25 protein-coding genes are annotated in these 25575 nt (G+C 65.5%); 10 read left to right on the top strand and 15 right to left on the bottom strand.

Going from position 1 to position 25575, the window contains the following annotated elements; genetic code table 11:
- Positions 1-66: 66 nt before the first annotated feature.
- The 5 genes from SSO01S_RS10195 (at position 67) to SSO01S_RS10175 (ending at position 4607) form a co-directional block, all read left to right on the top strand.
- The gene (locus SSO01S_RS10195) at positions 67-1092 is read left to right on the top strand and encodes a DUF7146 domain-containing protein (RefSeq protein WP_066798574.1); all 1026 of its coding nucleotides are present in this window, start codon (positions 67-69) and stop codon (positions 1090-1092) included.
- Positions 1093-1396: 304 nt separating this feature from the next.
- Positions 1397-2317, top strand: coding sequence for a DUF2493 domain-containing protein (locus SSO01S_RS10190; RefSeq protein WP_066798573.1), 921 nt, complete (start codon positions 1397-1399; stop codon positions 2315-2317).
- Positions 2318-2497: 180 nt separating this feature from the next.
- The gene (locus SSO01S_RS10185) at positions 2498-2689 is read left to right on the top strand and encodes an RNA polymerase sigma factor (protein WP_169798348.1); all 192 of its coding nucleotides are present in this window, start codon (positions 2498-2500) and stop codon (positions 2687-2689) included.
- A 47-nt stretch (positions 2690-2736) separates the two neighbouring features.
- The gene (locus SSO01S_RS10180) at positions 2737-3654 is read left to right on the top strand and encodes a HEPN domain-containing protein (RefSeq protein ID WP_066798672.1); all 918 of its coding nucleotides are present in this window, start codon (positions 2737-2739) and stop codon (positions 3652-3654) included.
- 320 nt (positions 3655-3974) lie between these two features.
- Positions 3975-4607, top strand: a complete 633-nt coding sequence (locus SSO01S_RS10175) for a tyrosine-type recombinase/integrase (protein WP_066798571.1) — start codon at positions 3975-3977, stop codon at positions 4605-4607.
- Positions 4608-4789: 182 nt separating this feature from the next.
- Here the strand turns inward: SSO01S_RS10175 and SSO01S_RS10170 are convergent, their stop codons facing one another.
- The 11 genes from SSO01S_RS10170 to SSO01S_RS10125 all read right to left on the bottom strand — a co-directional run bounded on the left by SSO01S_RS10170 (position 4790) and on the right by SSO01S_RS10125 (position 16440).
- Positions 4790-6781 (bottom strand): hybrid sensor histidine kinase/response regulator, encoded by a 1992-nt coding sequence (locus SSO01S_RS10170; RefSeq protein ID WP_066798570.1) that lies wholly within the window; start codon positions 6779-6781, stop codon positions 4790-4792.
- Positions 6774-7415, bottom strand: a complete 642-nt coding sequence (locus SSO01S_RS10165) for a chemotaxis protein CheX (RefSeq protein ID WP_066798569.1) — start codon at positions 7413-7415, stop codon at positions 6774-6776. Before SSO01S_RS10165 ends, SSO01S_RS10170 begins: the two co-directional genes overlap by 8 nt.
- Positions 7412-7792 carry a response regulator gene (locus SSO01S_RS10160; protein ID WP_066798568.1) on the bottom strand — a complete coding sequence of 127 codons (381 nt, stop codon included), beginning with the start codon at positions 7790-7792 and terminating at the stop codon, positions 7412-7414. The genes SSO01S_RS10165 and SSO01S_RS10160 overlap by 4 nt, the downstream gene beginning before the upstream one ends.
- 66 nt (positions 7793-7858) lie before the next feature.
- Positions 7859-8104, bottom strand: coding sequence for a hypothetical protein (locus SSO01S_RS10155; RefSeq protein ID WP_066798567.1), 246 nt, complete (start codon positions 8102-8104; stop codon positions 7859-7861).
- Positions 8101-10020, bottom strand: a complete 1920-nt coding sequence (locus SSO01S_RS10150; RefSeq protein ID WP_066798566.1) for a chemotaxis protein CheA — start codon at positions 10018-10020, stop codon at positions 8101-8103. The genes SSO01S_RS10155 and SSO01S_RS10150 overlap by 4 nt, the downstream gene beginning before the upstream one ends.
- Positions 10020-10868 (bottom strand): CheR family methyltransferase, encoded by an 849-nt coding sequence (locus tag SSO01S_RS10145; RefSeq protein ID WP_066798565.1) that lies wholly within the window; start codon positions 10866-10868, stop codon positions 10020-10022. The genes SSO01S_RS10150 and SSO01S_RS10145 overlap by 1 nt, the downstream gene beginning before the upstream one ends.
- Positions 10865-11953: a chemotaxis-specific protein-glutamate methyltransferase CheB gene (gene cheB, locus SSO01S_RS10140; RefSeq protein WP_066798564.1), complete on the bottom strand. Its 1089-nt coding sequence runs from the start codon at positions 11951-11953 to the stop codon at positions 10865-10867. The genes SSO01S_RS10145 and cheB overlap by 4 nt, the downstream gene beginning before the upstream one ends.
- Positions 11950-13344: a chemotaxis protein CheW gene (locus SSO01S_RS10135; protein WP_083942960.1), complete on the bottom strand. Its 1395-nt coding sequence runs from the start codon at positions 13342-13344 to the stop codon at positions 11950-11952. The genes cheB and SSO01S_RS10135 overlap by 4 nt, the downstream gene beginning before the upstream one ends.
- Positions 13345-13348: 4 nt before the next feature.
- Positions 13349-15148 carry a methyl-accepting chemotaxis protein gene (locus tag SSO01S_RS10130; RefSeq protein WP_369404245.1) on the bottom strand — a complete coding sequence of 600 codons (1800 nt, stop codon included), beginning with the start codon at positions 15146-15148 and terminating at the stop codon, positions 13349-13351.
- A 664-nt stretch (positions 15149-15812) separates the two neighbouring features.
- A complete protein-coding gene (locus tag SSO01S_RS17260) occupies positions 15813-15950 on the bottom strand; it encodes a hypothetical protein (RefSeq protein WP_245646718.1) in 138 nt (45 codons plus the stop codon).
- A 7-nt stretch (positions 15951-15957) separates the two neighbouring features.
- The gene (locus SSO01S_RS10125; protein ID WP_066798562.1) at positions 15958-16440 is read right to left on the bottom strand and encodes a MarR family winged helix-turn-helix transcriptional regulator; all 483 of its coding nucleotides are present in this window, start codon (positions 16438-16440) and stop codon (positions 15958-15960) included.
- A gap of 114 nt (positions 16441-16554) precedes the next feature.
- Here SSO01S_RS10125 and SSO01S_RS10120 point away from each other — a divergent pair, with 114 nt between their 5' ends.
- Together SSO01S_RS10120 and SSO01S_RS17785 are read left to right on the top strand one after the other, a co-directional pair.
- On the top strand, positions 16555-17571 hold the full coding sequence (locus SSO01S_RS10120) for an alpha/beta hydrolase (protein ID WP_066798561.1): 1017 nt from the start codon (positions 16555-16557) through the stop codon (positions 17569-17571).
- Between the two features lie 24 nt (positions 17572-17595).
- The gene (locus SSO01S_RS17785) at positions 17596-18027 is read left to right on the top strand and encodes an organic hydroperoxide resistance protein (RefSeq protein ID WP_066798560.1); all 432 of its coding nucleotides are present in this window, start codon (positions 17596-17598) and stop codon (positions 18025-18027) included.
- Positions 18028-18103: 76 nt separating this feature from the next.
- Here SSO01S_RS17785 and SSO01S_RS10110 read toward each other — a convergent pair whose 3' ends face one another.
- A complete protein-coding gene (locus tag SSO01S_RS10110) occupies positions 18104-18484 on the bottom strand; it encodes a winged helix-turn-helix transcriptional regulator (RefSeq protein WP_066798559.1) in 381 nt (126 codons plus the stop codon).
- 86 nt (positions 18485-18570) lie between these two features.
- Between SSO01S_RS10110 and SSO01S_RS10105 the strand changes: the two genes are divergently transcribed.
- Entirely contained in the window at positions 18571-19158 is a 588-nt protein-coding gene (locus SSO01S_RS10105) for an FMN-dependent NADH-azoreductase (protein ID WP_066798558.1), read from the top strand.
- 60 nt (positions 19159-19218) lie between these two features.
- Here SSO01S_RS10105 and SSO01S_RS10100 read toward each other — a convergent pair whose 3' ends face one another.
- On the bottom strand, positions 19219-20130 hold the full coding sequence (locus tag SSO01S_RS10100) for a LysR family transcriptional regulator (protein ID WP_066798557.1): 912 nt from the start codon (positions 20128-20130) through the stop codon (positions 19219-19221).
- Positions 20131-20226: 96 nt separating this feature from the next.
- Here SSO01S_RS10100 and SSO01S_RS10095 point away from each other — a divergent pair, with 96 nt between their 5' ends.
- Both SSO01S_RS10095 and SSO01S_RS10090 read left to right on the top strand, forming a co-directional pair.
- Positions 20227-20556: a nuclear transport factor 2 family protein gene (locus SSO01S_RS10095; RefSeq protein ID WP_066798670.1), complete on the top strand. Its 330-nt coding sequence runs from the start codon at positions 20227-20229 to the stop codon at positions 20554-20556.
- Entirely contained in the window at positions 20553-21341 is a 789-nt protein-coding gene (locus tag SSO01S_RS10090) for an SDR family oxidoreductase (protein ID WP_066798556.1), read from the top strand. Before SSO01S_RS10095 ends, SSO01S_RS10090 begins: the two co-directional genes overlap by 4 nt.
- Before the next feature lie 311 nt (positions 21342-21652).
- Here SSO01S_RS10090 and SSO01S_RS10085 read toward each other — a convergent pair whose 3' ends face one another.
- Both SSO01S_RS10085 and SSO01S_RS10080 read right to left on the bottom strand, forming a co-directional pair.
- Positions 21653-22375, bottom strand: a complete 723-nt coding sequence (locus SSO01S_RS10085; protein WP_066798555.1) for a Fis family transcriptional regulator — start codon at positions 22373-22375, stop codon at positions 21653-21655.
- Positions 22372-25479, bottom strand: a complete 3108-nt coding sequence (locus SSO01S_RS10080) for an N-6 DNA methylase (RefSeq protein WP_218000360.1) — start codon at positions 25477-25479, stop codon at positions 22372-22374. The genes SSO01S_RS10085 and SSO01S_RS10080 overlap by 4 nt, the downstream gene beginning before the upstream one ends.
- Positions 25480-25575 lie beyond the last annotated feature (96 nt).

Below are 25575 nucleotides of genomic sequence, written 5' to 3'. Positions count from 1 at the left end.
CGTCTCGCCCCATTTCCATCCCAAACCGGCGTCGCCTGGCGCTGGCTGCAGCACTGGATAGTGACGATGGAGCATCCCGCCCGCGCGATCGCGCGCGACCTTGCCGGCCAGGCCGAGCGCCTCTGCCGGCGTTACCTTTCCAATGGCCAGCGCGAAGGCAATTACTGGCTGGTCGGAGATCTGCACAACGCTCCGGGGCGCAGCCTCTATGTCCGGCTTCGCGATACTCCGGACGGTACTCTGCGCGCGGGCAAATGGACCGACGCGCAGTCGGGCGAGCATGGCGACCTGCTTGACCTTATCAGAGCGAGGACGGTGACCGGCACGCTGTCCGACGCGATCGCGGAAGCGCGGCGCTTTCTGAGCCTGCCTGCCAAAACGGCCGAAAGCGGACAGAGCACTCGGGGAACGGTTCGATCGGGATCGCCCGAAGCGGCTCGGCGGCTGCTGGCAATCGCCGATCCGATCGCCGGGACACCGGTCGCGACCTACCTCCAAGGCCGCGGCATTCCACCCGTCACCGGGTTGAACGTACTGCGCTATCACCCGCGATGCTGGTACCGGCCTTCCGCGGACGACTTGCCAGACACCTTGCGGGCAATGCCGGCGATGATCGCGACGGTCACCGACCTGGCCGGACTGGTCGCGGGCGCCCATCGCACCTGGCTCACTCCCGACGGCACCGGCAAGGCGCCGGTCGCCTGTCCGCGACGGGCAATGGGCCACCTTCTCGGCCACGGTGTCCGCTTCGGCGAGACGGCTTCGGTGATGGCGGCGGGCGAGGGCATCGAGTCCACATTGTCGCTCCGTGCCGCCGTGCCGAACCTGCCGGCGATCGCCGCGCTGTCTGCCGCGCACCTGGCCGCCCTGGCGTTTCCCCCGACGCTTCGACGGCTCTATGTCGCCCGGGAAGCGGATCCCGCCGGCCGCAAGGCATTTGTCGCATTGTCGGCTCGCGCCGGTCGCGCAGGGATCGAAGTCCTGCCCATCGATTCCGAGCGTGGTGACCTAAATGCGGATCTGCGCGCGATCGGGCTCGACCGGCTCAGGGCACAGATCAGTGCGCAGATGAAAGGCGATGACCGCCCTTAGCATTGTCGCAGCATTGCTTTCGACCTCCGCTGCCGGAGTCCGCGTCGCGCGCCTTCCCAGAGGGCGACCGGTCGGCAGCGCCCGCGCCAATGCAACCCGTCCGCGCGGCTATTTTCCGCCGCGGTCCTGCGGCCCGCTTTGCATCGCGAAGCAAAATAGCCGCGCTTCCAGGTCCTTCGCTGACGCTTCGGCGGCCGCCGGCTGCGCCGTCCGCTCCGCTCGGCCGTGCACTGCCGCCGGCGCCACCGCCTTTCGTCGCCAGGAAGGCCGCGAGCGACGCGGCTGCAGCTTGGGAGAATTCGAAATGGATGAACTTCACGACATTGGCGACGGCGGATCGCAGTTCACGCATTTGCTGCAGGAACTTGAGCTCTTCGGACGCAGGCCGTTCGACGACGATATCGATCCCAGGCCATTGCCCGAGGGCAGGCTGGTCGAGGCGGCAGCTGCCGACACCTTCGATGCGATGGCGGCGTGCCTCGCCGATACCCGCCTCGAGCCCGAACTGGAGGAGTTGCTCTGGGGGTTCACCAACGTCTTTCACCGCGCGGTCGAGCGCGCCGACCACCAGCTCGACTCCAACGAGCTGGCGCAGAAGCGCTCGCAGCGCGAGCAGGATGGTTCGGAAGTCAAATCGGTCGAGCTCGAGACGCTGATCGCCGAAGGGCGCACGATGATCGAGCGCCGTGACGCGATGGAAGCATTCCGCGAGGCCTTTGCCGAGCAGTTCCGCCATTATCTGCGCAAGCCCTGGCTCCCCAAGTCCGGGTCGATGCTCAACCGGCGCGCGATGACCGCGGCAGTGATCGAGAGCCGCGAATTCGTCAACGACCGGCGATATGCAGACGCGAAGCTACTCGTCCCTCCCGGCGAGCGCATTTATGTCAGCGGCGGTGCGGACTATTCCGACTATCGCAGTATCTGGCAGGTCCTCGACCAGGTGCATGGCCGCCATCCCGGCATGGTACTGCTCCATGGCGCCTCGCGGTCCGGTGCCGAGCACATCGCTGCCCTTTGGGCCCGCGAGCGAAAGGTCCAGCAAGTTCCGATCGCCCCCGACTTCGCCAGGCACAGCCGTGGTTCTGCGCCCTTCAAGCGCAACGATCAGGTGATCGGCCTGATGCCCCGCGGCATCATCATCTTCCCCGGCGGCGGCATCCAGGACAATCTGTTCGACAAGGCCCGCAGCGCCGGGATTGCGATCATCGATCATCGCCGGCGATGATCGCCGTCTCCGATTCAGCCGAAGCCGGGCGAGCCTGTCCTGGGCCCGCGCCGGCGCGGCGCAACGTGGGCAAGGCCCACGTCCTGCACTTCGTTTCGGCCTTCAGGTGCGCCCCGCCTCCTGTCGCGGGCCCGCACCGTCTCTCCCCCGGCTTCGGCCGATATACGATGGAGAATGATCATGAACCGCGAGCTTCGCAGACTTCGCCGTGCCATCCAGGCCATGCCTGATCCCGAATGGCAGGTATTCCTACGGGCGCGCTACCGCGATCTCGACTATTTTCAGATCGCCGCCGAGCTCGACATTACCGTCTCGGAAGTCGAACGCCTTCTCGGCGACGCCATGGTCCATCTGACGCAATTTCCCAAATGACCGGCAGGAACATTGAGGAAACGGCGAGCCACAGCTAGGAAATGAACATGCGCGTCGATCTCGACCACCTTCCAGATGTCCAGCAGGCCGAGCTGGCGCGCGTGCGCGACACGCTGATGGCGGAGTTCGCGCAGGCGATTTCGACCTCGACCCAGCCGTGGAAGAAGAACGGCAAGATCCTGAAGATCATCCTGTTCGGCAGCTATGCGCGGAACGACTGGGTCGATGAACCGGACAACGGGTATCAATCCGATTTCGACCTGTTGGTGATCGTCAACCACGAGGATCTGACTGATATCGCCGGCTACTGGTACATCGCCGAAGACAAGATCCTCCACGACCCGAAGGTTCAGCGGCCGGTCAATATCATCGTCCATACGCTGGACGAAGTGAACAAGGCTCTCCAGCGAGGCGAGTATTTCTGGGTCGATATCGTGCGCGACGGGGTTGTGGTGTACGAGCTGCCCCAGCATGCCCTTGCGGCGCCAAAGCCGGCGACTGCCGCTGATGCGCTGGCCATGGCAACGCGCTACTTCGAAGCAGAGAGCAAGTCGGTCTCGAACTGGCTCCGCATGGCAGAGTTGGCGAGGATGGAAGGGTCAGATCGCGACTGGCGCAACAAGGCTGTCTTCAACCTGCACCAAGCCACCGAAACAGCCTATGCCTGCTTCTTGTTGGTGCGGACACTATATTTCCCGCGCTCGCACAACATCAAGTTCCTCCGCTCGTTGTCGGAAGACAAGGAGTCCCGCCTTGTCAATGCCTGGCCGCGTGCCACTCGCCTCGATCGCCGCCGTTTCGAGTTGCTCAAGCGCGCCTATGTCGAGGCACGCTACTCGCCCAGCTACGAAATTGGCGCGGATGATCTCGACGCGCTCGCCGTTTCCGTGAACCGGTTGCGCGATATCGTCGAGATTCTCAGCATGGAGCGGCTGGAACAATTGCGCGCCGCAACGGACCTCTAACTGGCGTAGTGATGCGTCGGCGTTTCGCGCCTCCGGCTCAACCGCGCTTTATACGGCAGCGCGGCACCGGCCTCCTGTCTGATTTCGGCCGGGAAAGCTTTTGTAATTGTTAGCGCCGACATGGGAGGGCAGGTTTGCGCCCCAAAATCGGTCGTTGAAGACAAGCGCCGCTAATCCTGAAAGCTGACGATCGTGACCGAGCCTTTTCATCCAACTCGCCACGGCTGACTAGCGTCGAGAGCTCGCGCAGTAGCCGGAACCAAGATGAAGGACATTCGCGCGAGCATTTCCGTGGCCAATTAAGGCCTAGGAGCTGGAACATGGGACATTCACAGTACGACCCTGTCATGCAGAACAGGACCGCATGGAACTCGGGTAAGATGGTCGGCACCAAACGGCCTCTCACGCAGAAGCAGATATGGGCGGTCCGGTTTTTCCTAGACCGGGAGGAAAGGCTTCGAGACCGAGCGCTCTTTGACCTTGCGATCGATAGCAAGCTGCGCGGATGCGATTTGGTCAAGATTCGGATCGGCGATGTCGTGGCTGGTGCCGAGATCCGGACCAGATCAATCGTCATCCAGCAGAAGACGGGAAGACCGGTGCAGTTTGAGCTCACGGCTGATGTTCGCGCGAGTCTGCTTGCTTGGCTGGAACGCCGCGGCGGCACTGTCGCAGATTACGCTTTCCCAAGCCGTGTTGACTGCGCTGGCCATCTCAGCACCCGGCAATATGCGCGCCTTGTCGATGAATGGGTCACCGCCATCGGCTTACGACGCACTGAATACGGAACACACTCACTGCGGCGCACGAAGGCAGCAATGATCTACAAAGCGACGGGAAATCTTCGAGCCATTCAAATCCTCCTCGGACACACGAAGATCGAGAACACGGTCAGATACCTCGGAGTGGACATCGAGGATGCTCTCACAATCGCGGAGAGGACCGAAATCTAATCGAGGCCGCCCATCAGCAACTGATGGGCGGTCAGCCCAATCAGCGCAGCCATATAACTTTCGCTCGTGCGGAAATCTGTGGGATCGCGCCGTGGCGCAAACGAACTCGTAAGGCAACGCGCCGAGCGGCGGCGGCCCAAAGGGCGATATATCGGAGGGCTTGGGGAGATCATCCCGATATATCAGGCTACACTGCGATTGAGCATCTCTCGCACCTTTGCAGCCAGCGACGCGAACGTGAACGGCTTCGGCAACAGGTCCAGGCCCGGCGCAATTCTGCCGTCTCGCATGATTGCATCGCGGGTATATCCCGACGTGAAGAGCACCTCCATGTCCGGCCGTATGGCTCGGGCGCGGTCGGCGAGCTCACTACCGGACATCACCGGCATCACGACGTCAGTCAGCAGGAGGTGCACGGGTTGCTCGGTGCGGGTCAGGAGGCCCAGAGCGGTCTGGCCATCATGCGCCTCGATGACGCGGTAGCCCAGCTCCCGCAGGATCTCGACGGTGTAGGTGCGGACATCGTCGTCGTCCTCGACGACCAGGATCGTCTCATCGCGATTTCCGAGCTCGATGGCCTGCACCGACTCCTCAGCCGCCGCCTCCGCCTCGCCGTCCGCGGCCCTGGGAAGATAAAGGTCAACGGTAGTCCCTGCGCCGGGGACTGAGTCGATATGGACATAGCCCCCCGATTGCTTGGCAAAGCCATAGACCATCGAGAGGCCGAGACCGGTGCCCTTGCCGACCTCCTTGGTGGTGAAGAACGGATCGAAGACCTTCGCCACCGTCTCGGGCGTCATCCCGGTGCCCGTGTCGGTCACGCTCACGACGACATAATGACCTGCCTCGACAAAGGCGGCCGTGTTGCCCGCCTCGGCGACGAGATTGTGCGCCTCGACCGTCAGATTTCCGCCGTCCGCCATGGCGTCGCGCGCGTTCACCGCAAGATTCAGGATCGCGTTTTCGAGCTGGTGCGGATCGACCTCGACGTTCCACAGATCGCCGGGCGCATGGATCCGGATCGCGATCGTCTCGGTGATCGAGCGCGTCAGCAGGTCGGACATGCCGGCGAGCAATCGCGCGATGTCGGTGCGCTTGGGATCGAGCGCCTGGCGGCGCGAGAAGGCGAGCAGCCGCTGAGTCAGCGCGGCCGCCCGCTCGGCGCCCTTGAGCGCGTTGTCGAGCGAGCGCTTCGCGCGAGGGTCGCTTGACGAATCGAGCCTGCGCGTGACCGTGTCGATATTGCCGATGATGATCGTCAGCAGATTGTTGAAATCATGCGCGATGCCGCCGGTGAGATGCCCGACCGCCTCCATCTTCTGGGCCTGGCGAAGCGTCTCCTCGGCCTGGCGGCGTTCGGCAATCTCCTCCTGGACCCGCGCCTCGAGCGTCTCGTTGAGCTCGCGAAGCCGTTCCTCGGCCTGCTTGGCGGCGGTGACGTCATAGATCACGCCGATGAAGCGATAGCCGCTGGTCTCGCTGTCGCGCACGATCTCGCCGCGCCGCGCGATCCAGCGCTCCGCGCCGTCGTCGTTGCGAATGATCCGGAACTCGCCGTCGAGCGGCTCACCCGTCTGTTCGGTATCGGGGATGATCGGCTTGTCGCCCACAAGCAAGACGCTGTTGATCGTGCGGACCGGCAGCACCCGGGCGGGATGCAGCCCGAGAAGGCGGCAGAATTCGGTGGAGACCGACGCGGTCGCGAAGCCGTCGACATGCTCGAACGTGCCGACCCCGCCCGCGCTCTGCGCGATCCGCAGCCGTTCCTCGGTCCGCTTGCGTTCGGTGACGTCCACCAGCAGGCCGGTGAAGCGCACCGACCGGTCGCGATCGTCGAGATGACCCTGGCCGCGGCCATGCATCCACAGCACCGAGCCATCGGGCCGCTGGATGCGGAATTCCTTCGAGAAGAGCTCGGCGCCGCCGAGAATGCCTGCCACCGCGATCTTCATGCGCGCGCGGTCTTCGGGATCGATCGCCGAAAAGAAGGTCGCGCCGGGAACCCCGGCGACGCCCGCTTCGGGGGTCAGGCCGTAGAGATCGGCGAAATGCTCGTCGAAATACAGCGTGTCCGCGGCGATGTCCCAGTCCCAGCTGCCGCTGGCCCCCGAAGTGACAAGCACGGCGCGCAGCCGCTCCGCCACGGACTCGTCGCTGGCCGGCGCTTCAGCCATCGTCCCCGACGACCCGCTCGATGAACTCGCCGAGCAGCGCCTTGAGCGCCTGGAGCGAAGGCAGATCCATCAGCATGGCGATATAGCCGCGGATGTCGCGCTTGCGCACCGCGAAGTCGATATAGAGGAACAGCACGAGACCGTCGGCGGCGGTTTCGTCCCGCGTCTCGAACAGCGCTGCGCCGTCGCCGCGCAGCACCTCGGGGATCGTCATGGTGAGCGACCGCTGAAGCATGTTGGCCATGGTCGCCAGGCACGAATTGAGGATCACATTGCCGGTTTCGGCCAAAGCTTCGTGCTCGATGTCCTGAACTTCTTGAGGACTGAGTTCGTCGCCGGTTACGGCGCGAACGAGTTCGAGGCTGTTCTCCTCAGGAAAGATCAGCAGCGCCCGGCCGGAAAAGGGGCCCGCGAAATCCTGGCGAACTGCGATCAGCTGGGTGATCTCGCGCTCGTTGATCAGCCGCGCGGCGCGGCGCTGGCTCACCACCTCTATCGAGGGCACGGAAAGCAGCACCTGGTCGCCAACCATCTTGCGCAAGTTGGAGGCGGCACGGCTGACGCCGATATTGACGATCTCGGTCAACGCATCGGTTTCGAGTTCGTCCAGCGTGACGGCGGGCTCGGTACTCACTTTCCGGATCGCAATCGAAGCGCGGCGCCGGAGATGAAGCCTTGAAGGCTCTCCGTGGTCACGGGCTTGGGCACAAAGCCGGCACCGACCTCGCGGGCACGGGCGATGACTTCGTCCTGGATATTGGCGGTGATGATCGCGATCGGCATGTCGGGACGCAGCGCGCGCAGCTCGGCGGCAAGGGCAAGGCCGTCCTTCTCGGTCATGTTGAAGTCGATCAGCGCGACATCGATCCGCTGGCTCGCGACGATCTCGAGGCCCTGGGCGGCGCTGCCTGCCTCGACTCGCTGCCAATCGGGCTGCAACTCTGTCAGAGCTTTTCCGGCGACGATGCGCGCAAGCTTGCTGTCATCGACAATGAGGATGGTGACGGACATTCGTTTCGACTCGGTTCGTTTCGTTGCGGATAGGGCTTAGAGCAAGGGATGAAAGTCCGGTAGCATTCAATCGGTCAGGCTAAGCATTTGAGGTACAAGCCATTCCCGGACAAAGGCGTTTGCCGGGGCTCCCCGAACCGGCCTCGCTGCGGCGAGCAGCACTTGCACCACTGCCATATGCAGGCATCCGCAGTCATTGATATCGATTGACGCCACGGCATTTTCCTGGAGCAGCGCGAGCAAGGTCTCAGCGTCCTCGACCGGGCAATTGCCGGTCAGGCGGATAGCATCGCCGGCGAGCGCGACGCTCACGCGACCAGTTCCGCCAGGTCGAGCACCAGAAGCACCCCGCCATCGCCGAGCGTGGTCGTGCCGGCAAGTCCGCGCACGCCGGCCATCAGCCCGGTCTTGGGGCGCACCAGCCCGTCGATCCGCTGACCGAAGCCGTCGACGATCACGCCGACCGGCTCCGCGGCGTTTTCGGTGACGATCAGCTTGGTGAAGGGGGACCGCCGGTCCTCCGCGCCGAGCAGCGCGGCGAGGCTGAGCACCGGTATCGCGCGATCACGCAGCACGCAGCTGCGCCCGCCACCGACATCGTGGATATGCTCGGTCGGGATGCTTGTCGTCTCGACGATGCGGTCGAGCGGGATGCCGTAGCGCTCGCCCCCGGCACGCACGATCAGCAGCCGGGTCAATATCGCGTTGAGCGGGAGGCGCAGCCTTATGGTCGTGCCCCGGCCCAACACGCTGCCGATCTCGACCCGGCCGCCGAGCCGGTCGATCGCCGCCTTGACGGCGTCCATGCCGACTCCGCGCCCGGAAACCGCGCTGACCGTTGCCGCGGTCGAGAAGCCCGGCGCGAAGATCAGCCGCATCGCCTGCATCTCGTCGAGCGCGGCGGCGGCATCGCGATCGAGCAGCCCGCGCTCGACAGCGATGGCGCGCACCCGCGCCGTGTCGATGCCCGCGCCGTCGTCGGTCAGAGCGACGACGACCTGATCGCCTTCTCGCGTTACAGCCAGCCTGAGCAGCCCGGTCTCGGGCTTGCCCGCCTTGCGGCGGACCACCCCAGGCTCGATCCCGTGATCGAGCGCGTTGCGGACGAGGTGGAGCAATGGCTCGAACAGCTCGTCGGCGATGCCCTTGTCGACTTCGATGCCTTCCCCGCTGATCTCGAAGCGGACGGGCTTGCCCAAGGTCGCGGCGATCTCGCGCACCATCCGCGGCAGCCGCCTGAGGCTGGGACCGAGCGACACCAGCCGAACCGTCATCACCGATCGACGCATGCCGCTCACTGCGCGCTCTAGCGCCGCGTGCGCCGCGCGAACCTGCGCGCCGATCTGCGGATCGACGCGATCGGCTTCGGCGGCGACATGGGCCAGCGCGTTGTTGGCGACGATCAGCTCGCCGACGCCATCGGCCAGCGCGTCGATCCGAGCGGTGTCGATGCGCAGCGACTTGGCGGCCGCGGTCTGGATCTCAGCCTCGGCCGCCCTTGCCGCCGCGACGGGAAACAGCATCACCTGATCGGCAACGAAGCGGAACGCCGTGCGGACATCGTCGAACGCGGCAGCGCTCAGGCCCTCGATCGTCACCATGCACTGAAACGGCTCGAATGCGTCGATCGCCGGCCAGGCGGCGTTGGGCAGGATCGCCAGCGCGGCGATACCCGGAAGCGCGGCCACGGTGGCGAGCGGATCCTCGCCGCGGAAGAAGCATTCGCTGTCGGGGTTGTAGCGAAAGGCCACCAGATCGCTGGCCGCGGCCTCGATCGCAGCGGCTTCGCGCGCCAGCAGGGCGGGAAGCCAAGGCGGCGTCTCGGCGGCGGGCAGCTTGGGCGGCCGCGCGACGTTGCTTTGCAACCGGGCGAGCAGCGCATCCGCCTCGGCGCCCGCGCGCGGCGAAAGCGCGCCATCGCGTTCCATCGCATCGACCCAGCGGTCGGTCTGGTCGAGCACGGCGACAAGGGCGTCCACATTGGTCCGGCCGAGCCGGTGACGGCCGGCCCGGGCGCGGTCGAGCACGTCCTCGGCGGCGTGAAGCGCGCGCCCGGCGGGAACCATGTCGAAGATCGCGACCGAGCCCTTGAGCGTGTGGATCGCGCGAAAGGCGCTGTCGATCCGGGCGCTGTCCGCGGGATCGCGCGCCAGCCATTCGAAATCGTCGCCGGCCTGGGCGATCAGCTCGCGCGCCTCGATCAGGAACTGGGAGAGCAGTTCGTCCATCACGGCCTACGATAGACGATTGCGTCGTCAAGGCGAGCCAGGGTGAAACGCTCGGTGATCCGCGCCATCGATTCGCTATGGCCAAGACACAGGAAGCCGCCGGGGTTGAGGCAAGTATAAAGGTTCTTGGCCGCAATCGCTCGCGAAGCGTCGTCGAAATAGATCAGCAGGTTGCGGCACAGCACGACGTCGAACTTTCCTTGCGCGACGACGCTCGCCGTATCGACCAGATTGGCCGCGGTGAAGCGCACGGACTCGCACAGATCGTCGATCAGCTTGCGGCGATGGCGATGCTCGGGCTCGAAATAGGCCTCGCGAACCCGATCCGGCAGCTTGGCAAGCGAGCGCTGGTTGAAATAGCCGGCCCTGGCGGCGGCGACCGCCTGGGTGTCGATGTCCGACCCGACAATCTCGATATTGTATGCGTCGACCAGCGGCCAGTTCTCGAGCAGCCAGATCGCGATCGAATAGGGCTCTTCCCCCGTCGAGCAGGGCATCGACCAGATGCGGATCAGATCGCCCGGGCGGCGGCTCTTCACGACCTCGGGCAGGATCGTGTTGGAAAGCGCCGCGAGCTGATGGTCCTCGCGGTAGAAATAGGTTTCGTTGACCGTGAAGGCGTTAATCAGCCGCTCGGCCTCGGGCCCGGCCGCCGCCAGCGCGAGATAGGTCCGCACGTCCGGCGCGTTGCTCTTCGCCATCCGGTCGGCGATCCGCCGCTCGATATAATAGCGCTTGTTCTCGCCGAAGATCATGCCGGTCAGCCGGTAGATGAGCTGGGTGGCGCGCTCCAGATCCTCGGGCGACAGATGGAACGGCTCGGGCGGGGGTGCGGTGGGCTCGCTCACTTCCTGCCCATCACGCCGGCCAGCTCCGCGGCGATGCGGTCGAGCGGCGCGACCAGGCTCGCCCCACCGAGCTTTACAAGCGCCCCGGGCATGCCCCAGACGATCGCTGTTTCCTCGGCCTCGGCAATCGTCACGCCACCATCCTGCTTCAATTGCCGCATCGCGTCCGCGCCGTCCGCTCCCATGCCGGTCATCAACACACCGACAAGCTGATCGGGCCCGAAATGCGCCATCGCGCTTGCGACGAGCCGATCGACGCTGGGATGCCAGTGAAAGTCGGCGCTGCTCGGGGCAGCCATCGCAACGATCCCGGCGGGACGCTTGGCGATGACCACGTCGGCGTCGCCGCGCCCGATATAGGCGTTGCCGGGGGCAAGCGGCGTCGCCCGGCAGACCTCGCTGACGGTGAGTGCGCAGATGCGGTCGAGGCGGCGGGCGAGCGGTCCGGTGAACGATGCCGGCATGTGCTGCGCGATGACGATCGGCCAGGGGAAATCGGCGGGAAGCCCGGTGAGCAGCGCCTCGAGCGCCGGCGGTCCCCCGGTCGAGCAGCCGACCACGACCAGCCCCTGGCCGGGCAGCGCCGCCAGCCGCTTGGGCAGCCGCGCGGGGGCGGGCCGCGGGGCGGCCGGTCGCGTGGGCGCCGCGGTGCGCACGCGCACGCGCTCGGCGAGGCGCAGCGTCCGCGGGATGCGCGCGCTCGCCGCCAAACGGACCTTGTCGATCAGCACCCCCGCCAGCTTGTCGATTTCCATCGACATCGCGCCGCCAGGCTTGGCGATGAAGTCGATCGCGCCGAGCGCCATCGCCTCCAGCGTCTCGTCGGCCCCCTGCGCGGTCAACGCCGACACCATCACGACCGGCGTCGGCCGTTCGAGCATGATCCGGTCGAGACAGGCGAGCCCGTCCATGCCCGGCATGTGGATGTCAAGCGTGATGACCTGGGGGGCGAAAGCGTGAAGCTGCTCGATCGCCTCGGCGCCATCTCGCGCGATCGCCACCTCGAAACCCCCGCTTTCCGCGAACAAGTCGGAAAGCAGTCTGCGCATCAGCGGGGAATCGTCGACGATCAGCAGCTTGATCACGGAGGCGGAGCGTCCTCGCTGGCCATCGCCGCCAGCATATCCCGCTCGGCGCGGTCGAGCAGCTCGCGCGGCTCGACGATCAGGATCATGCCGCTGTCTAGATTGGCGACCCGGTCGAACACCCGCGTTTCGTCATTGCCGAGCTCGGGCGCGGTGCGCAGCGCATTGGCGGGCACGCGCAGCACTTCGGAGACCGCATCGACGACAAACCCGGCCTGGATATCGCCGAGCGATACCACGACCACCCGCCGCCGCTTTCCCGAGGCGGCATCGCCGAGGAAGCGCCGCCGCTGGTCGATCACCGGCAACACCTGTCCGCGCAGGTTCATCACCCCTTCGATGAATGGGGGCGCCTTGGGCAGCGGCGTCAGCTTCGCGGGCAGCATCGTCACCTCGCTGACCACCCCTATCGGCAGGCCGAACGCCTGGTCGCCGAGGCGGAAGACCAGGATCTGCTCGGTATCGGCGCTCTCGGCCTCGCTTGCCATATCCGCCCCCTCGACATTCGATGCCTGCAGCAGCTTGCTGGTCACGTCGTCGCGCACCAGATGGTCGGTGGCGAGGATCGACACCAGCCTTTTGTCGCCGTCGAACCGGCATATCGCCTGGATGCGCGCCTCGCTCGATCCGCGCGACAGCACCGCCGGCACAGGATCGATCCTGCTTTCGTCGACGCGCAGGATCGCGCTGACGGAGTCGACGACCAGCCCCACCTTGTGGGTGCCGATCCGCGCGATCACGATGCGCGGCCGTTGCCCGGTCTCGCGCTGCTTCAGCCCGAGCAGCGCCTGCAGCGACAGCAGGGGAAGCAGCTTGCCCGCGCGCGCCACCGATCCGACCACCGCCGCATCGGCCCTGGGCAGCAAGGTGATGTCGTCGGGCAGCCGTGTAACTTCCTCGATCTGATCTAGCGGCAGGGCATATTCCTGCCCGCTGACCCAAAAGGCGAGCAGCACGATATCCTCTGCCGCCGCTTCCTCGCGCAGCGTGGCGCCGAGCGACCCGATGCTCGCAGGGCGCGCCGCCCGCTCGGTCCCGAACGCCTCGCGCAGCAGCGCCGGCAAGTCGATCGGCCGCGCCTCGTCCTCGCCGCCGCGCCCGGTGACGGTCGAGACTTCGTCGACCAGGATGCCGACAGGATCGGCCTGTTCGAGCACGATCACCCGTCCGCCCGCGCCGACCGGCTTGCCGATGAGCGCGCCGAGGGAGACCACCGGCACGACCGTGCCGCGCAGATTGCCGAGGCCGAGCAGGCTGGCGGGCGCGTGCGGCACCCGCGTTACTGTGGGCCGGCGCACCACTTCCCGCACCGCGCTGGCCGGCAGCGCGAAGCGCGCGTCGGCGACGTTGAAGCTGAGCATCTGCCCGGCGTCGAGGGGCGCGCTCGCCATGCGATCAGGCCGATTTGTCGACGAGCGCGTTGGCCAGCGCTGCGATATCCTCGATCGCCGCAGCCAGGCTTTCCGCCGCCAGCGATTGCTGCCGCGCCGCGCTGCCCGCCTCGACCGCGGAGGCCGACGCTTCCTCGGCGGCGGTCGCGATCTGCGCCGTGCCGTTCTGGATCTCGCTGACCGAGCGGAAGATCGCCTCGGCGCCGTGCGAAATCGCCTCGCTCGCCGCGCGCGCGCCCTCCAGGTCACTCACGATCTGCCCGAAGCGCTCGATTACCGCGCGGTTGCGCGCGGCTTCGATCTCGGAGGCGGCGACAATCTGGTCGAGGTCGCGCCTCACCAATGCGACCCCTTCCTGGATCATACGCACGACATCGCCGGCGCGCTCGGCGCTGGCCGCCGAATCACGCGAAAGGTTGCGGATATCGCCCGCCACGGTCGCAAAGCCGCGTCCCGCGTCGCCCGCGCGCGTCGCTTCCACCGAGCCGCTGACCGCAAGCATGTTGGTCTGCACCGCGACCAAGGCGAGCCCGTCGGTGATCTTCTCGATCCGCCGCGCGGTGTCGTTCAGGCCGCCGAGCAGGCCGAGCGTCTGGCGCGTGTCGCCCAGCGCGGTCTCGACCCCGCCGGCCAGCTTGCCGATCGTCTCGCCGGCGCCTCGCACCGATCCGGCGACCGTGCCGATCTGCTCCAGCGCGGCATTCGAGATTTCCTGCGTCGCCCGCGCCGAGCGTTCGATCTGGGCCATCGCGCTATTGGCTTCCTGAGTTGCCGCCGCCTGAATCTGCGCGCCGCGCCCGATCTGCTCGACCGCGACGAGGATCTGCGCCGACGCGCCGGAAAGCTCCTGCACGGTCGCCGACAGCTCTTCGGCCGCCGAGGCCAGGTCTTCCGCGGCCGCTTGATTGTCGCCATCGTCGCGAAGCCGCGCGCTCTGCTCGGAAAGCGCCTCGGCGGTCTCCTGGCTCTGGTCGAGCGACACGCTCTGCTGCTGCACCGCCTGCTGCGCCTCGGCGGCCGCGGCGGATTGCTCCTCGGCCGCGCTGGCGATCTGCTCGGCGCCGCGCTGCGCCTCGCGCGCCGCGCCGTCTGCTTCGACCGAGGCAAGCAGGATCGCCTGGGTGCCGTCGACGACTTTGGCCAGATCGCCGCGCGCCGCGTCGAGCACGGTCACCACCGAACGCCCCGCTTCGGCTTCGTCCACCGCGAGCGCGGCGGCGCTGCGGATCCGTTCGGCGACCGAGCGCACCTCTTCCGAAATGCCGAGCGCGAGCGCCTGGATCTCGCTCGCGCTGGCCTCCGATGCCTCGGCCAGCGCGCGGACCTCATCGGCGACGACGGCAAAGCCGCGCCCATCCTCGCCGGCGCGCGCCGCCTCGATCGTGGCGTTGAGCGCCAACAGGCTGGTCTGGTCGGAGATATCGGCGACATTCTGCCCGATATCGCCGATGCTGTTGGCCGACGCCTCCAGCGCGGCGATGATCTCGACCGAGACGAGCTGGCGGCTGGCGCTCAGTTCGATCGCGGCGAGCGAACTGTCGATCTGGGCGCTGGTCTCCAGGAACGCGCTCTGGACGAGTTCGGCCTGGCGCCGCGAGGCTTCCGCCCGGTCGCGCGCCTCGCGAAAGCCGTCGGCGAGCGCGCCGATCAGTCCGAGCGATTCCTGCGCGGCGCCCGCGGCTTCCTCGGCGCCGGCCGAAATCTGATCCATCGCGCGCTGCAGTTCGGCCGCCGCGGAGGCGGATTCGGCGAGGCCGCTGGCGAGTTCCTCGGTCGCGACTTCGATCCGGTCGGCGGCGGTCACAGCTCTCCCGGTCCGCGCGGGTGGCTTGCGCCGCGTAACGGCAGCGGGCTTAGTCGAGGTCACTGGCTCCGGCGTCGCATCGCTCCCGGATTTCGCGCGCCTGTCGATGTTCGATTTCTTGACCAATGCCATGAGGTTCTCAGCGGAAGAGGGAGCAGAGCGCGGGCATAACGCAACCGCCGCGGTCGCGCCACTGGGCACGACCGCCGACCTGCGTCGATCGTTGCGGCAAGCCCAGGACTCAATACTGTGGGGAGCATGGCGCGTAACGGAGGGACTCACGCCAGCTATCGCGGCGGCACCGCACGAAAGCGGTAAGGCGGCTTGCGGCCCAATTCGAGTTGTACGCGCACCACCCGCTACGATGTCTGCTTATGCCGCTCCGGCGGCCACAAGCCGCCAGTCCGGTTGCGGCCCACGAGCAGCCAAGTCGATATTGGCACAACCGGCCTGTCGGGAGTGCGCCCTAATTCCGGTCATCAGCCCAATCGCTAGCTCTTTCTGAAAGCGGTCACCGCAAACCCGTCTTGGCAGGTCGGCCTCCACGTGGAGGACGTCCGTTTCGGTTGGCCTTGGCTCTGGTTATAAATAGATGACCTTTCGGGTGGCCGTGCCTTCCTAGGTGCGCTGGCGCCGGCGCATAAAGCGCCGACGCCCTGTGCTATCACGCGCCGGGAAGCGCGGTTTCAGCGGGGAAATCGGTCGATACGGATACCACCCGCCAGTCGCGCAGGATGGTCGCGTCGGCCGCATGCTTCGCCTCGATCGCAGCCACGGTGTCGCTGCCCAATGGCAGGCGCACCGGCGGGTTACCGCCCGTCCGCGTCGGAGGCGGCAGCGCCGTTTCTGAGCGCCGATCCCAGCGATGCCAGGCTGACATTGAGCGCCTTCAGGTCTTGGGGCTGCATGCCGGTCGCCTCTAGAATGGCGGCCGGAACACAGCCGAGCGCTTCGTCCACCACGGTGCGGCCGGCGTCGGTCAGCGCCACCCGGACAACGCGTTCATCCTGCTTGTCGCGATTCCGCGTGACAAGCCCGCCAGCCTCCAGCCGCTTGATGAGCGGGGTAAGGGTGTTCGATTCCAGATGCAGCTTTCCGCCCAGCTCGCTGACTGTTCTGCCATTGCTGTCCCTTAACGCAACCAGCGCGAGATATTGCGGATAGGTGATGCCGAACCGGTCGAGCAGCGGCTTGTACACGCGGTTGAACGCGAGCCCGGCTGCATAAACCGAGAAGCACAGGAACTGGTCGAGCGCATCGCCCTGATCGGCGGGACGGGGAGTATCGGTCATGCGGCGAATATAAATCGCACACGATTTAATCGCAAGGGTTGACAGCGCGGATGGCGCGGCTATTTAGGTCGCGCACGATTGAATCGTGCACGATTTTAACAAGGGATATTGATCATGCGCACCATGCCTCGCCTCGCTGCTCTCGCTTCGACTGCATTGCTGGCCCTTTCCTCGGTCCCCGCCTCGGCACAGACGCTTGAGCCGTCTGCCAACGCCTTCGCCAAGGCCGCTGCCGCCGGAAAGCCGATCTACGAACTGCCCTATGCCGACGCCCGCGCCGTGCTGGCGAGCGTTCAGGCGGACAAGGTCGCGGCGTCCGCCGCGACGACCACGCAGGATCTGGTGTGGAAGATCGGCCCCACCGGGCAGGTCCGCGTCCGCATCGTCCGCCCGGCGGATGCTTCGGGCGCGCTGCCCGCGGTCCTCTACTATCACGGCGGCGGCTGGGTGATGGGCGATCGCAATACGCATGATCACCTGATTCGCGAACTGGCGGTGCAGGCGCGCGCTGCTGTGGTGTTCGTCGAATATGATAATGCGCCGAAAGTCCGCTATCCAGTCAACAACGAACAGGCCTATTCCGCGCTCGACTATGTCGCGGCGAATGGCGCCGCGCTCGGCATCGATGCGTCGCGGCTCGCCGTGGCGGGCGACAGCGCCGGCGGCAACATGGCGATCGCCGTGACGATGATGGCCAAGGACCGCGCCGGCCCGAAGATCGGCCATCAGCTGCTCTTCTACCCGGTGACCGCCGACGTGTCGGACAATGCATCCTACCGCGCGTTCGGCAACGGACCGTTCCTGACCCGCCGGGCGATGGACTATTTCCTGGCGGCGAACTACCCGGCCGAGCGCCGCAAGGACGTGCTTGCCTTCCCGCTGCGCGCCTCGCTCGACCAGCTTGCCGGTCTGCCGGAGGCGACCATCATCGTCGCCGAGAACGACCTGCTGCGCGATGAGGGCGAGGCCTATGGCCGCCGCCTGATCGAAGCCGGCGTGCCGGTCGCCGTGACCCGCTACAACGGAACGATCCACGACTTCGTGATGCTCAACGCGCTGGCCGGTAGCGAACCGGCCCGCGCTGCCATTGCCCAGGGCGCCGCCCGCCTGCGCAGCAGCTTTGTCCGCTGATCCCCCCCGGAAAGGAAGACCGACATGACCAAGATTCTCTATTCGACCCGCGCCACCGCAACCGGCGGCCGCGATGGCAAGGCGCGGACCGACGATGGCGCCTTAGAAGTGGCGCTCGCCACGCCGAAGGAACTGGGCGGCAACGGCCAGGGCAACAACCCGGAACAGCTGTTCGCTGCCGGCTATGCCGCCTGTTTCCTCGGCGCGCTGAAATTCGTTGGCACCCAGGGCAAGCATGCGCGCTTGCCCGCCAATGCCAGCGTCAGCGCGACGGTCGGCATCGGGCCGCGCTCGGACAAGGGGTTCGGGCTCGCCGTGACGCTCGATATCTCACTTCCCGGTCTCGACGCGGGCGACGCCGAGGCGCTGGTGGCAGAGGCGGACACGATCTGCCCCTATTCGCACGCGGTGCGCGGCAACATCGAGGTTACCCTCAACGTCGCGGTAAGCAACTGACCCCCAAGCGTGCATGGCCCGGGGAGATCTGCCCGGGCCATTGTCGCGCCACTCCGGCAGATCCAACGCGCAGACCCTAGTCCGTGGTGTCCCGGGCGTCGAACGCGGCCTGGCTGGCCTGGATCGCCTGTTCGTGATCCACGACCCAGCAGCCCAGATCCTTGCCGAGGTCGGCCAGCGAATGCCCCAGCGGGGTGAGCGCATATTCGACCATCGGCGGCACGGTGGGGTGCACCGTCCGGGTCACCACGCCGTCGCGCTCGAGGCGGCGCAGCGTGCGGGTCAGCATCTGTTGCGATATCCCCGCCACCGCCCGGCGCAGCCCGTTGAAGCGCAGCGTCCCCGACGCGAGCACGACCACGACCGGCAATGTCCATCGATCCCCGATCCATCCCAGATGGCGCGCCACGTCCTGGCAGCGAGCGGGATTATGGGCGGTGGAAGCGGTCATATCCATGTGACTAGGTCTCGAAAATATGCGTTCTTGGCGGTCCAAACGGGCACTCTACGTGGTGTGGGTCACGTCAGAAGGGAACAGGCCCGATGCACCTACTTCATCTCGATTCATCGATCCAAGGCGACGCTTCCGTCAGCCGCACCTTGTCCGCCGCCATTGTCGAGCAACTGCGCCGGTCGCACGGCGCGCTTGAGCTGTCCTACCGCGATCTCGGCGCACAGCCGCTGCCCCATCTCACGCTGCCCGGCTTCGCCACGCCCGAGGCAACGGCCACGCTCGACGCGTTTCTTGCCGCCGACATCGTGGTGATCGGGGCCGCGATGTACAATTTCGGAATCCCGACCCAGCTCAAGGGCTGGTTCGACCACATCCTCGTCTCGGGCAAGACCTTCCGCTACAGCGAGAGAGGCGTCGAAGGCCTGGCGGGTGGCAAGCGCGTCCTCGTCGCGTTGGCACGCGGCGGCCACTATGCCGATGGTCCCGCGGCCGCGATGGAACATGCCGAAACGCATCTGCGCGCGATGCTGGGCTTCATCGGCATCACCCAGCCCGAGTTCGTGGTCGCCGAAGGCGTCGCCATCGGCCCTAACCAGCGGGAGACGGCCGTCGCCTCCTCGCTGAGCCGAATTGCCCTGCTGCCGGGCGACTTCGCACCGGCGGAATTCGCCCACTGAACGGCAATCTGATGTGCCCGGTTCCCCCGCTATCGGGCGAACCGGGCGAGATCGGTCAGGTCACGGCTGTGCCAGCCGTCCGGCGGCAAAGTCGCGGGCGAGCGCGATGAACGCCTGGAAGGCCGCCGAGGGATTGCGACGGTTCGAATAATAGAGGCAGAGCGGCGCGAGCGGCGGCGTCCAGTCCTCAAGGATGCGGACCAGCCGCCCAACCGCCATGTCCTCACGCACATCGGCTTCCATGAAATAACCGATCCCCACGCCGTTCGTTGCCGCGATCCGGGCCAAGGATGCTTCGTCGAGGGTTATCGGTCCCTCGACGTCGATCTGCAATTCCCCGCCGTCTTTCTCGAACCGCCATCGGAACAGCGCCCCGTTGGGAAGCCGGACGCGAAGACAGGGATAGGCGAGCAGGTCCTGTGGCATCCGGGGGATGGGCCTGCTTTTGAAAAAGGTCGGGGATGCGGCGACCGCCATGCGTTGCGCCTGACCAAGCGGAATTGCGATTGCGTCGCTCGGCACCAGGTCCGCGCTGCGGATACCCAGATCAAAGCCCGCCGCCACGACATCGACCAGCCGTCCCTCGGTGACGAGGTCGATATGCACCTGCGGATAGCGTTGCAGATAGGTCAGGACGAGGGGCGCCATGATCTCGCGCGCCGCCGTCGCGAAAGCGTTGATCCGCAAGGTGCCGGACGGCGTCTCCTGCTGCGAGCGCGCCGTATTCATCGCCTTTTGAATGTCTTCCAGCGCCGGCTTGATCTGGGCGACGAAAATGCGCCCGGCATGGGTGAGCGACACGCTCCGCGTAGTGCGGTTGAACAATCGCACGGCGAGTTCCCGCTCCAGCTTGCCCACCGCATTGCTGATCGCCGTGGTCGACAGGCCAAGATCGAGCGCGGCCGCCCGGAACGAGCCGCACCGAACGATGGCCAGCACCGCTTCCAGCTCGATCAGCGAATGGCGATTCATTATCCCGCTTTCCGTGACACGCTATGCCGATTTGTCTCGATTATCAGGAGGAAAGTCCATCGCTAAATCAGCCTCGTGACCATCGAGGAGATGACCATGTCCCTGAATCTACCCAAGCCGATCGCCGATTATGTCGAGGCAAACGCCCGTCTCGATATCGACGGCATGTTGAGGCCCTTCCATCCCGACGCCGTGTTCATCGACAACGGCAAGCCCTTTGCCGGAAAGGCGGCGATCCGCCATTTGTTGGAAACGGAGGTCATCCCGGTAAAGGCGATCTTCACGCCCGACACGGTTCGGGAAGAAGGCGGCGACGTGATCGTCGAAGGGCCAGCGCATGGCGACTTTCCGGGCAGCCCGCTCCGCTTCACTTATCGCTTCATGCTGGCGGACGGCGCCATCCGGACGCTGGAGGTCACGCTATGAGCATCAAGGCAGATCCTACCGAGTTCGACGGCAAGCGCGTGTTCGTCAGCGGCGGTACCAAGGGTCTCGGCCGCGCCACGGTCGAGCGCTTCCTGGCTGGCGGCGCGCGGGTCATCACCGCCGCCCGGACGATCCGGGACACCATCGACGGCGTCGACTATGTCCAGGCGGACCTGGCCACGGCCGAGGGCAGCGAAATGCTGGCCAGCGCCGCGATCGAACGGCTGGGCGGCATCGACATCCTTGCCCATGTCGTCGGGGGCTCGGCTTCGCCCGCCGGCGGCTTCGCCGCGCTGACCGACGCGCACTGGCTTGCCGAACTGAATCTCAACCTGCTGGCGACCGTCCGCCTCGATCGCCTTTTGATCCCGCAGATGGTTGAGCGGGGTGCGGGCGTCGTGGTGCACGTCACCTCGATCCAGTCCGTCCTGCCGCTACCCGAATCCACCACCGGCTATGCTGCCGCCAAGGCCGCGCTCAGAACCTACAGCAAGTCGATCTCGAAAGAGCTCGGTCCCAAGGGCGTGCGCGTCAACGCCGTCTCTCCCGGCTGGATCATGACGGAGGCCGCGGGAGACTTTCTCGGGACGATCCAGGCAGCCCATGGCGGCACCATCGAGGACGCGCGCCAGTCCGTGCTCGATGCCCTGGGCGGAATATCGATCGGGCGCGGCGCCCAGCCCGAAGAGGTGGCCGATCTTATCGCCTATCTCGCCGCCGACCGTGCCGCGGCGATCCACGGAGCCGAGTTCGTTATCGACGGCGGAACCATTCGCACTGTCTGAAATCGCTCATCGGGTGCCCGCCGCGCCCGGGGGCGCATTGGCGGCCTTTGCACTGACGATTTCAGGTAGATCTGGGCCGCGCGATCGTGACGAAAATACGTCTGCTTCGGGTGGGGATTTGTTTGAAGCTGCCCGTCAGCAAGCGGCCCAAGAGGCGCCGGGCTGGTTTTGGCACGAGTTGCCGGTCTACGAGGCGCCCTAATTTCAATCATTCAGCCTGATCAAACGTGGGCACACAACTTGCCGTTGGATATGCGCCTTCGACGCCCGCTTCGCGCCGAGACACCAGCATGTGATGCATCCACAGGGTCTCAGACTTTGGGCGCTGCAAGCTTTTTCGGCTTCACCGTGGAGGTCGGATAACCGAACGCGAAAAAGAAGTGCGAAACGCGGATCGACCCATGGGTCGGGGCAAGCGCAGCATCTCGGACGTGCTCGGTATCGAAATCGGCGGCAGGAAACAGGGCCGACGGCTTCGAAATCGGCTCGCCCGACGCTGTGGCAATTAAACGCAATTCGGTTCCGAGCACGGTGTCCTTCAGCGCATTGCGGATCGGTGGAACGACATCAGGCTCCGGATCTAATAGGACACCAACCATCGCCGCGACGGCCTGCTTGCGGCTATAGATCCCGGAAACGAACCGGCCGAGTCCTCGGTCCCGTAGATAATGATCGCGGTGCTTCTTTTGGCGCCCAAGGCGCTTGAACTCGAAGACCAGCTTGAGCCCCTGCGTCGCGTCATTCCAGCCGTAGACGATATCAGTGCGCCGTTCCTCGACCCGCTCGCCCGTAGCCGGATCCACATCGCCGATTACGTCTTCTGCCGACCACATTCCGAGTAGGCCATGGCGCGGAGCGACATGGTTTTCGACATATATCTTCAGGGTTTTGGTGAGGATGTCCTCTCGGGTTTTGTGGTTAAAGTGCGGCAACTCTCGCGCGCTCAGCTCCTTCCAGCCTTCGATCAAGGCATCGACCGCGGCGGAAGCCGGTTGAATCGGGAATGCCGTGAGCCATCCGGCCGCAGCGCTCATGCGACAACCATCGGCTTATCGGCATTGCCGATGGACTGCACGTCCCGCACGATCCGTGTGGCATCACGCAGGGCCTGCCGTACGGTCCAGCTCCGCTTCGTGAGCGGCCGGACAAGGTATAGCGTGCCGTCCACCCATAAACGCGCATCCGGCACCAACGTCAGAAAATCACCGCTATGCAAGGCGCTCAGACCAGCATGGCGAAGCTGATCGAGGGTCTGCAAGACGACTTCATCGCTGACTTGCGTTGCGAACTCTGCGCCGTGCAGCATCACGTCTTCATAAAGGATCCGAATGATGCCGGATGGGCCGGCACGCGACGGATCGCTGGATGCTACCTCAACCTTGAACCTGCCGCGCCCCCCCATCCGCTTGCGCCATTCGCTAAGCGCTTCTGCAAGCGCGCGAGCATAGATCCCGAGCTGCTGCTTCTCGACGATGTGCTGGGCCGGTGTGTCTAGGCTTTTGAAGCTGCGCGGTCGGATCGACGGCATCAGCAAGGTAACGGTCTCGCGAATCAGGGCCCGTTCCTGAGCTTCAAGTCCGAAATACGTGAAGATCGCTTCGTCCAAGTCGTCGCGGAGCGCCTGATAGCGCGCTGGCTGCTCGATCTCCTCAAGCCCGGCAATCGCATCGACGCTCGCGGCGACCTGCACGATCGCCTGGGCTGCGGCGTCAGGATCTGGAGCGTGTTCAGGGGGAAAGAAAGGGAACGGCTCGACATCGGCCAGATGCAGGCTGTTACGCTCGCACAGCATTTTCCAGCCGCGCATCATCAGGAAATATCGCGCCAGTGTGGAGCGCAGATAGACCGCTGCAAATTTCAGGAGCGAGGCATCTTCCTTGGGGCCGGCAATAACCCCCACGCTGTGGGTGAAACTCGCCGGCTTGTCGTAATAGACCGCGCGAATATTCTGCTCGCCGCGCGAGAACCCGTCCGGAAACACGACGCGCGGCCCGTCGAAGACGGCTTGCACTTCCTCGCTAAGCCCGACCACGGTCGTGAAATTGGCAGGCCAAGCCGTCAGTAGCGTGGGATGCAGGACCGGCGAACCGGCGCTCAGCGCTGCGATCGGGATGAAGCGGTGCCTGCGTAAGGGTGCGGCATCCACGGCCTCCCGGCTTTTGTCCTGGAGGTGAATGCCCTTGCGATTGGTCCAGCGACGTGCCTTGCGCGGCCCGCTCCAGAGGTCGCCGAACGTACCGCGAACGGTCAGCCTTGACCAGATTGCGAGGTCGCTGTTGTCGCCCCACATCATCGTAACGAGGAGTTGCGGGTCCTCGGCGACCGAGCGGGTCTGCAGCTGGTGCCTGTCGGCCGACTGCATCGTCAGGCGGCCCAGCGCCAGGCTCAGGTCGGCTTTGGGAACGAGATATTCGAACGTCTCGCCAGACGGCACATAGTCCCGCGCGACCAGATCTCGCACGCTTCCTAGGAAGACATGGCAGGTATTCTCGGCGGTCGGGAACAACAGTCCCTGCAGGTCGCCGAAATTGATCAACCGTTCGGGACGATAGAGCTTGAGCAGTTGGGCGACGAAATCGGCGCTCGACGCGCCAAGCAGCTGACCGATCGGGAGGATCAGGCAAATGCGCCCGCCCGACGCCAGAAATTCGCTGGCGCGCAGCGCATAAGCGCCGGCAATTTGGCGGCGCACAAATGGCATCTTCGCTTGCGCGGCCCAATCGTCGGCGGTCGTGTGACTCTCGCCTTCCGGCTCGGCCCAAGGCGGGTTGGAGATGATCAACGAGAAGCGTTTGTCGGCGAAGAGGTGATCCGCCTTAAAGAAGTCCGCTTGGTCTCGGCCATGCGCCAGGTTGCTGCCCTTGAGCGACGGCAGCTTGGTACCGTCACGCTCCTGCGCTTCGAGGATGTCGGCCGGGTCGAGCCCCTCGAGCAGAGAGAGGTACAGGCTGAACGCGGTGACGCGGCAAGCCATGAAGTTGATGTCGCCGCCAAAGATCTGTCGTTTGAGCAACGCCCCGCGTTCGGCAAAGCCGAGCTTGCTCCCCTTATGCGCTTCGCAGAGCGCCAGCAGGCGTCGATAGGCCGTGGTGAGCAGGATGCCCGAACCGCAGGCTCCGTCGAAGATCGTCTCCGAAAGCGGGTCGGGTGACTGCAATAGCGCCTGATCGACTGCGAGCATCGCCAAGTTGCGCGGCGTGTAATACGCGCCTTCCTTGGCCTGTTCCTCCGGGGTCAGGAATTTCTCGTAGAGGCCCGACAGGAGTTCGACCGGGATATAGCTGAAGTCATAGTTCCAGAAGTCGCCCTGCCCGGTCACCATGTCGGTGCGCCGCAAGAACTGGTTGAGCAACCCGAAGCCGGTATCGTTCAGGCCTTGCCAGGGGTCGTGGCGATCGTCGCCGAGAAAGTCGCCGTTGAAGTCGGCTCTCAGATTATCGATCAGTGACCGCAGGCCGTGACGGTCCTCCGCGCCCACGAGCAGAGGCAGCTGGCTGACCTTACGGCGGTCGCGATACGTCTCGCCGACGATTTCGCGATGCTCGAGATACGAGATGAAGAGCAGCTGCCCCATGAGCAGTTCTGCTAGTCGCCTGCGCGTTCGAGCATCGACCGCGTCTGCGAACCCGGCCTCGGTCAATTTCTTGACCGTCGTTGAAAGGTTGTAGAGCAGCTTTCGATCGACGCGGGCCTTGACGTCGAACCATTCTGGCATGCGGCGCGACAGGTTTGCCGTTGCGACGTCGAGTGCGGAGAACGGACCATCGGGCCGCGCTTCATCGAGCGTGAGCTGTTCCCCGGCGTTTTTGAGCTTGCGCGCTGGCACGGCCAGCGCCTGCGTGCCCATGACTTCGATTACTATCGTCGCAAGGTTCTGATTCCAAATCTTCTTGCGCGCCAGATCGAGCTCGGCAGCGGTTAGCGGCTTGTCGTCGCTTCCGACGAATACGACCGTCGGGACGCCTTCGACCTCAAAAACCGCGCGCGCACGAATGGCACCTTCGGCATTCAACAGGGCGCGAATTTCGAGACCATAAGGATGAGCGTCGGGAACTGCCCCGTCCGCCATATGCAGCAAGTTCGGCTCGGCCGCGTAGCCGAGTTTCTCAAGCCAGCTTGTGACATGGTCCGAACTCACGACACGCTCCAAAGGGCGAGACAGCATGAGAACATATCAGGAACATTCGGAATGGGAAAGTGCCTATTCCGGTCGCGCGCGAAGGGAGCGGTACAG

Origin of the sequence: Sphingomonas soli NBRC 100801 (genome assembly GCF_001591025.1) — a bacterium.
GTDB classification, from domain to species: domain Bacteria; phylum Pseudomonadota; class Alphaproteobacteria; order Sphingomonadales; family Sphingomonadaceae; genus Sphingomonas; species Sphingomonas soli.
Note: the sequence above shows the minus strand (reverse complement) of the source record. Positions and strands in the feature narration are given on the sequence as shown.

Bases quoted from the DNA above. Each gene is read 5' to 3' on its own strand.
- SSO01S_RS10195 (WP_066798574.1), top strand. From the start codon at position 67: ATGGAGCATCCCGCCCGCGCGATCGCGCGCGACCTTGCCGGCCAGGCC.
- SSO01S_RS10105 (WP_066798558.1), top strand. From the start codon at position 18,571: ATGCACCTACTTCATCTCGATTCATCGATCCAAGGCGACGCTTCCGTC.
- SSO01S_RS10135 (WP_083942960.1), bottom strand. From the start codon at position 13,344: ATGGCGAGCGCGCCCCTCGACGCCGGGCAGATGCTCAGCTTCAACGTC.
- SSO01S_RS10085 (WP_066798555.1), bottom strand. From the start codon at position 22,375: ATGAGCGCTGCGGCCGGATGGCTCACGGCATTCCCGATTCAACCGGCT.
- SSO01S_RS10160 (WP_066798568.1), bottom strand. From the start codon at position 7,792: ATGTCCGTCACCATCCTCATTGTCGATGACAGCAAGCTTGCGCGCATC.
- SSO01S_RS10170 (WP_066798570.1), bottom strand. From the start codon at position 6,781: ATGGCTGAAGCGCCGGCCAGCGACGAGTCCGTGGCGGAGCGGCTGCGC.
- SSO01S_RS10095 (WP_066798670.1), top strand. From the start codon at position 20,227: ATGTCCCTGAATCTACCCAAGCCGATCGCCGATTATGTCGAGGCAAAC.
- SSO01S_RS10090 (WP_066798556.1), top strand. From the start codon at position 20,553: ATGAGCATCAAGGCAGATCCTACCGAGTTCGACGGCAAGCGCGTGTTC.
- SSO01S_RS10100 (WP_066798557.1), bottom strand. From the start codon at position 20,130: ATGAATCGCCATTCGCTGATCGAGCTGGAAGCGGTGCTGGCCATCGTT.
- SSO01S_RS10120 (WP_066798561.1), top strand. From the start codon at position 16,555: ATGCGCACCATGCCTCGCCTCGCTGCTCTCGCTTCGACTGCATTGCTG.
- SSO01S_RS17785 (WP_066798560.1), top strand. From the start codon at position 17,596: ATGACCAAGATTCTCTATTCGACCCGCGCCACCGCAACCGGCGGCCGC.
- SSO01S_RS10150 (WP_066798566.1), bottom strand. From the start codon at position 10,020: ATGGACGAACTGCTCTCCCAGTTCCTGATCGAGGCGCGCGAGCTGATC.
- SSO01S_RS10180 (WP_066798672.1), top strand. From the start codon at position 2,737: ATGCGCGTCGATCTCGACCACCTTCCAGATGTCCAGCAGGCCGAGCTG.
- SSO01S_RS10125 (WP_066798562.1), bottom strand. From the start codon at position 16,440: ATGACCGATACTCCCCGTCCCGCCGATCAGGGCGATGCGCTCGACCAG.
- SSO01S_RS10175 (WP_066798571.1), top strand. From the start codon at position 3,975: ATGGGACATTCACAGTACGACCCTGTCATGCAGAACAGGACCGCATGG.
- SSO01S_RS10185 (WP_169798348.1), top strand. From the start codon at position 2,498: ATGAACCGCGAGCTTCGCAGACTTCGCCGTGCCATCCAGGCCATGCCT.
- SSO01S_RS10190 (WP_066798573.1), top strand. From the start codon at position 1,397: ATGGATGAACTTCACGACATTGGCGACGGCGGATCGCAGTTCACGCAT.
- SSO01S_RS10110 (WP_066798559.1), bottom strand. From the start codon at position 18,484: ATGGATATGACCGCTTCCACCGCCCATAATCCCGCTCGCTGCCAGGAC.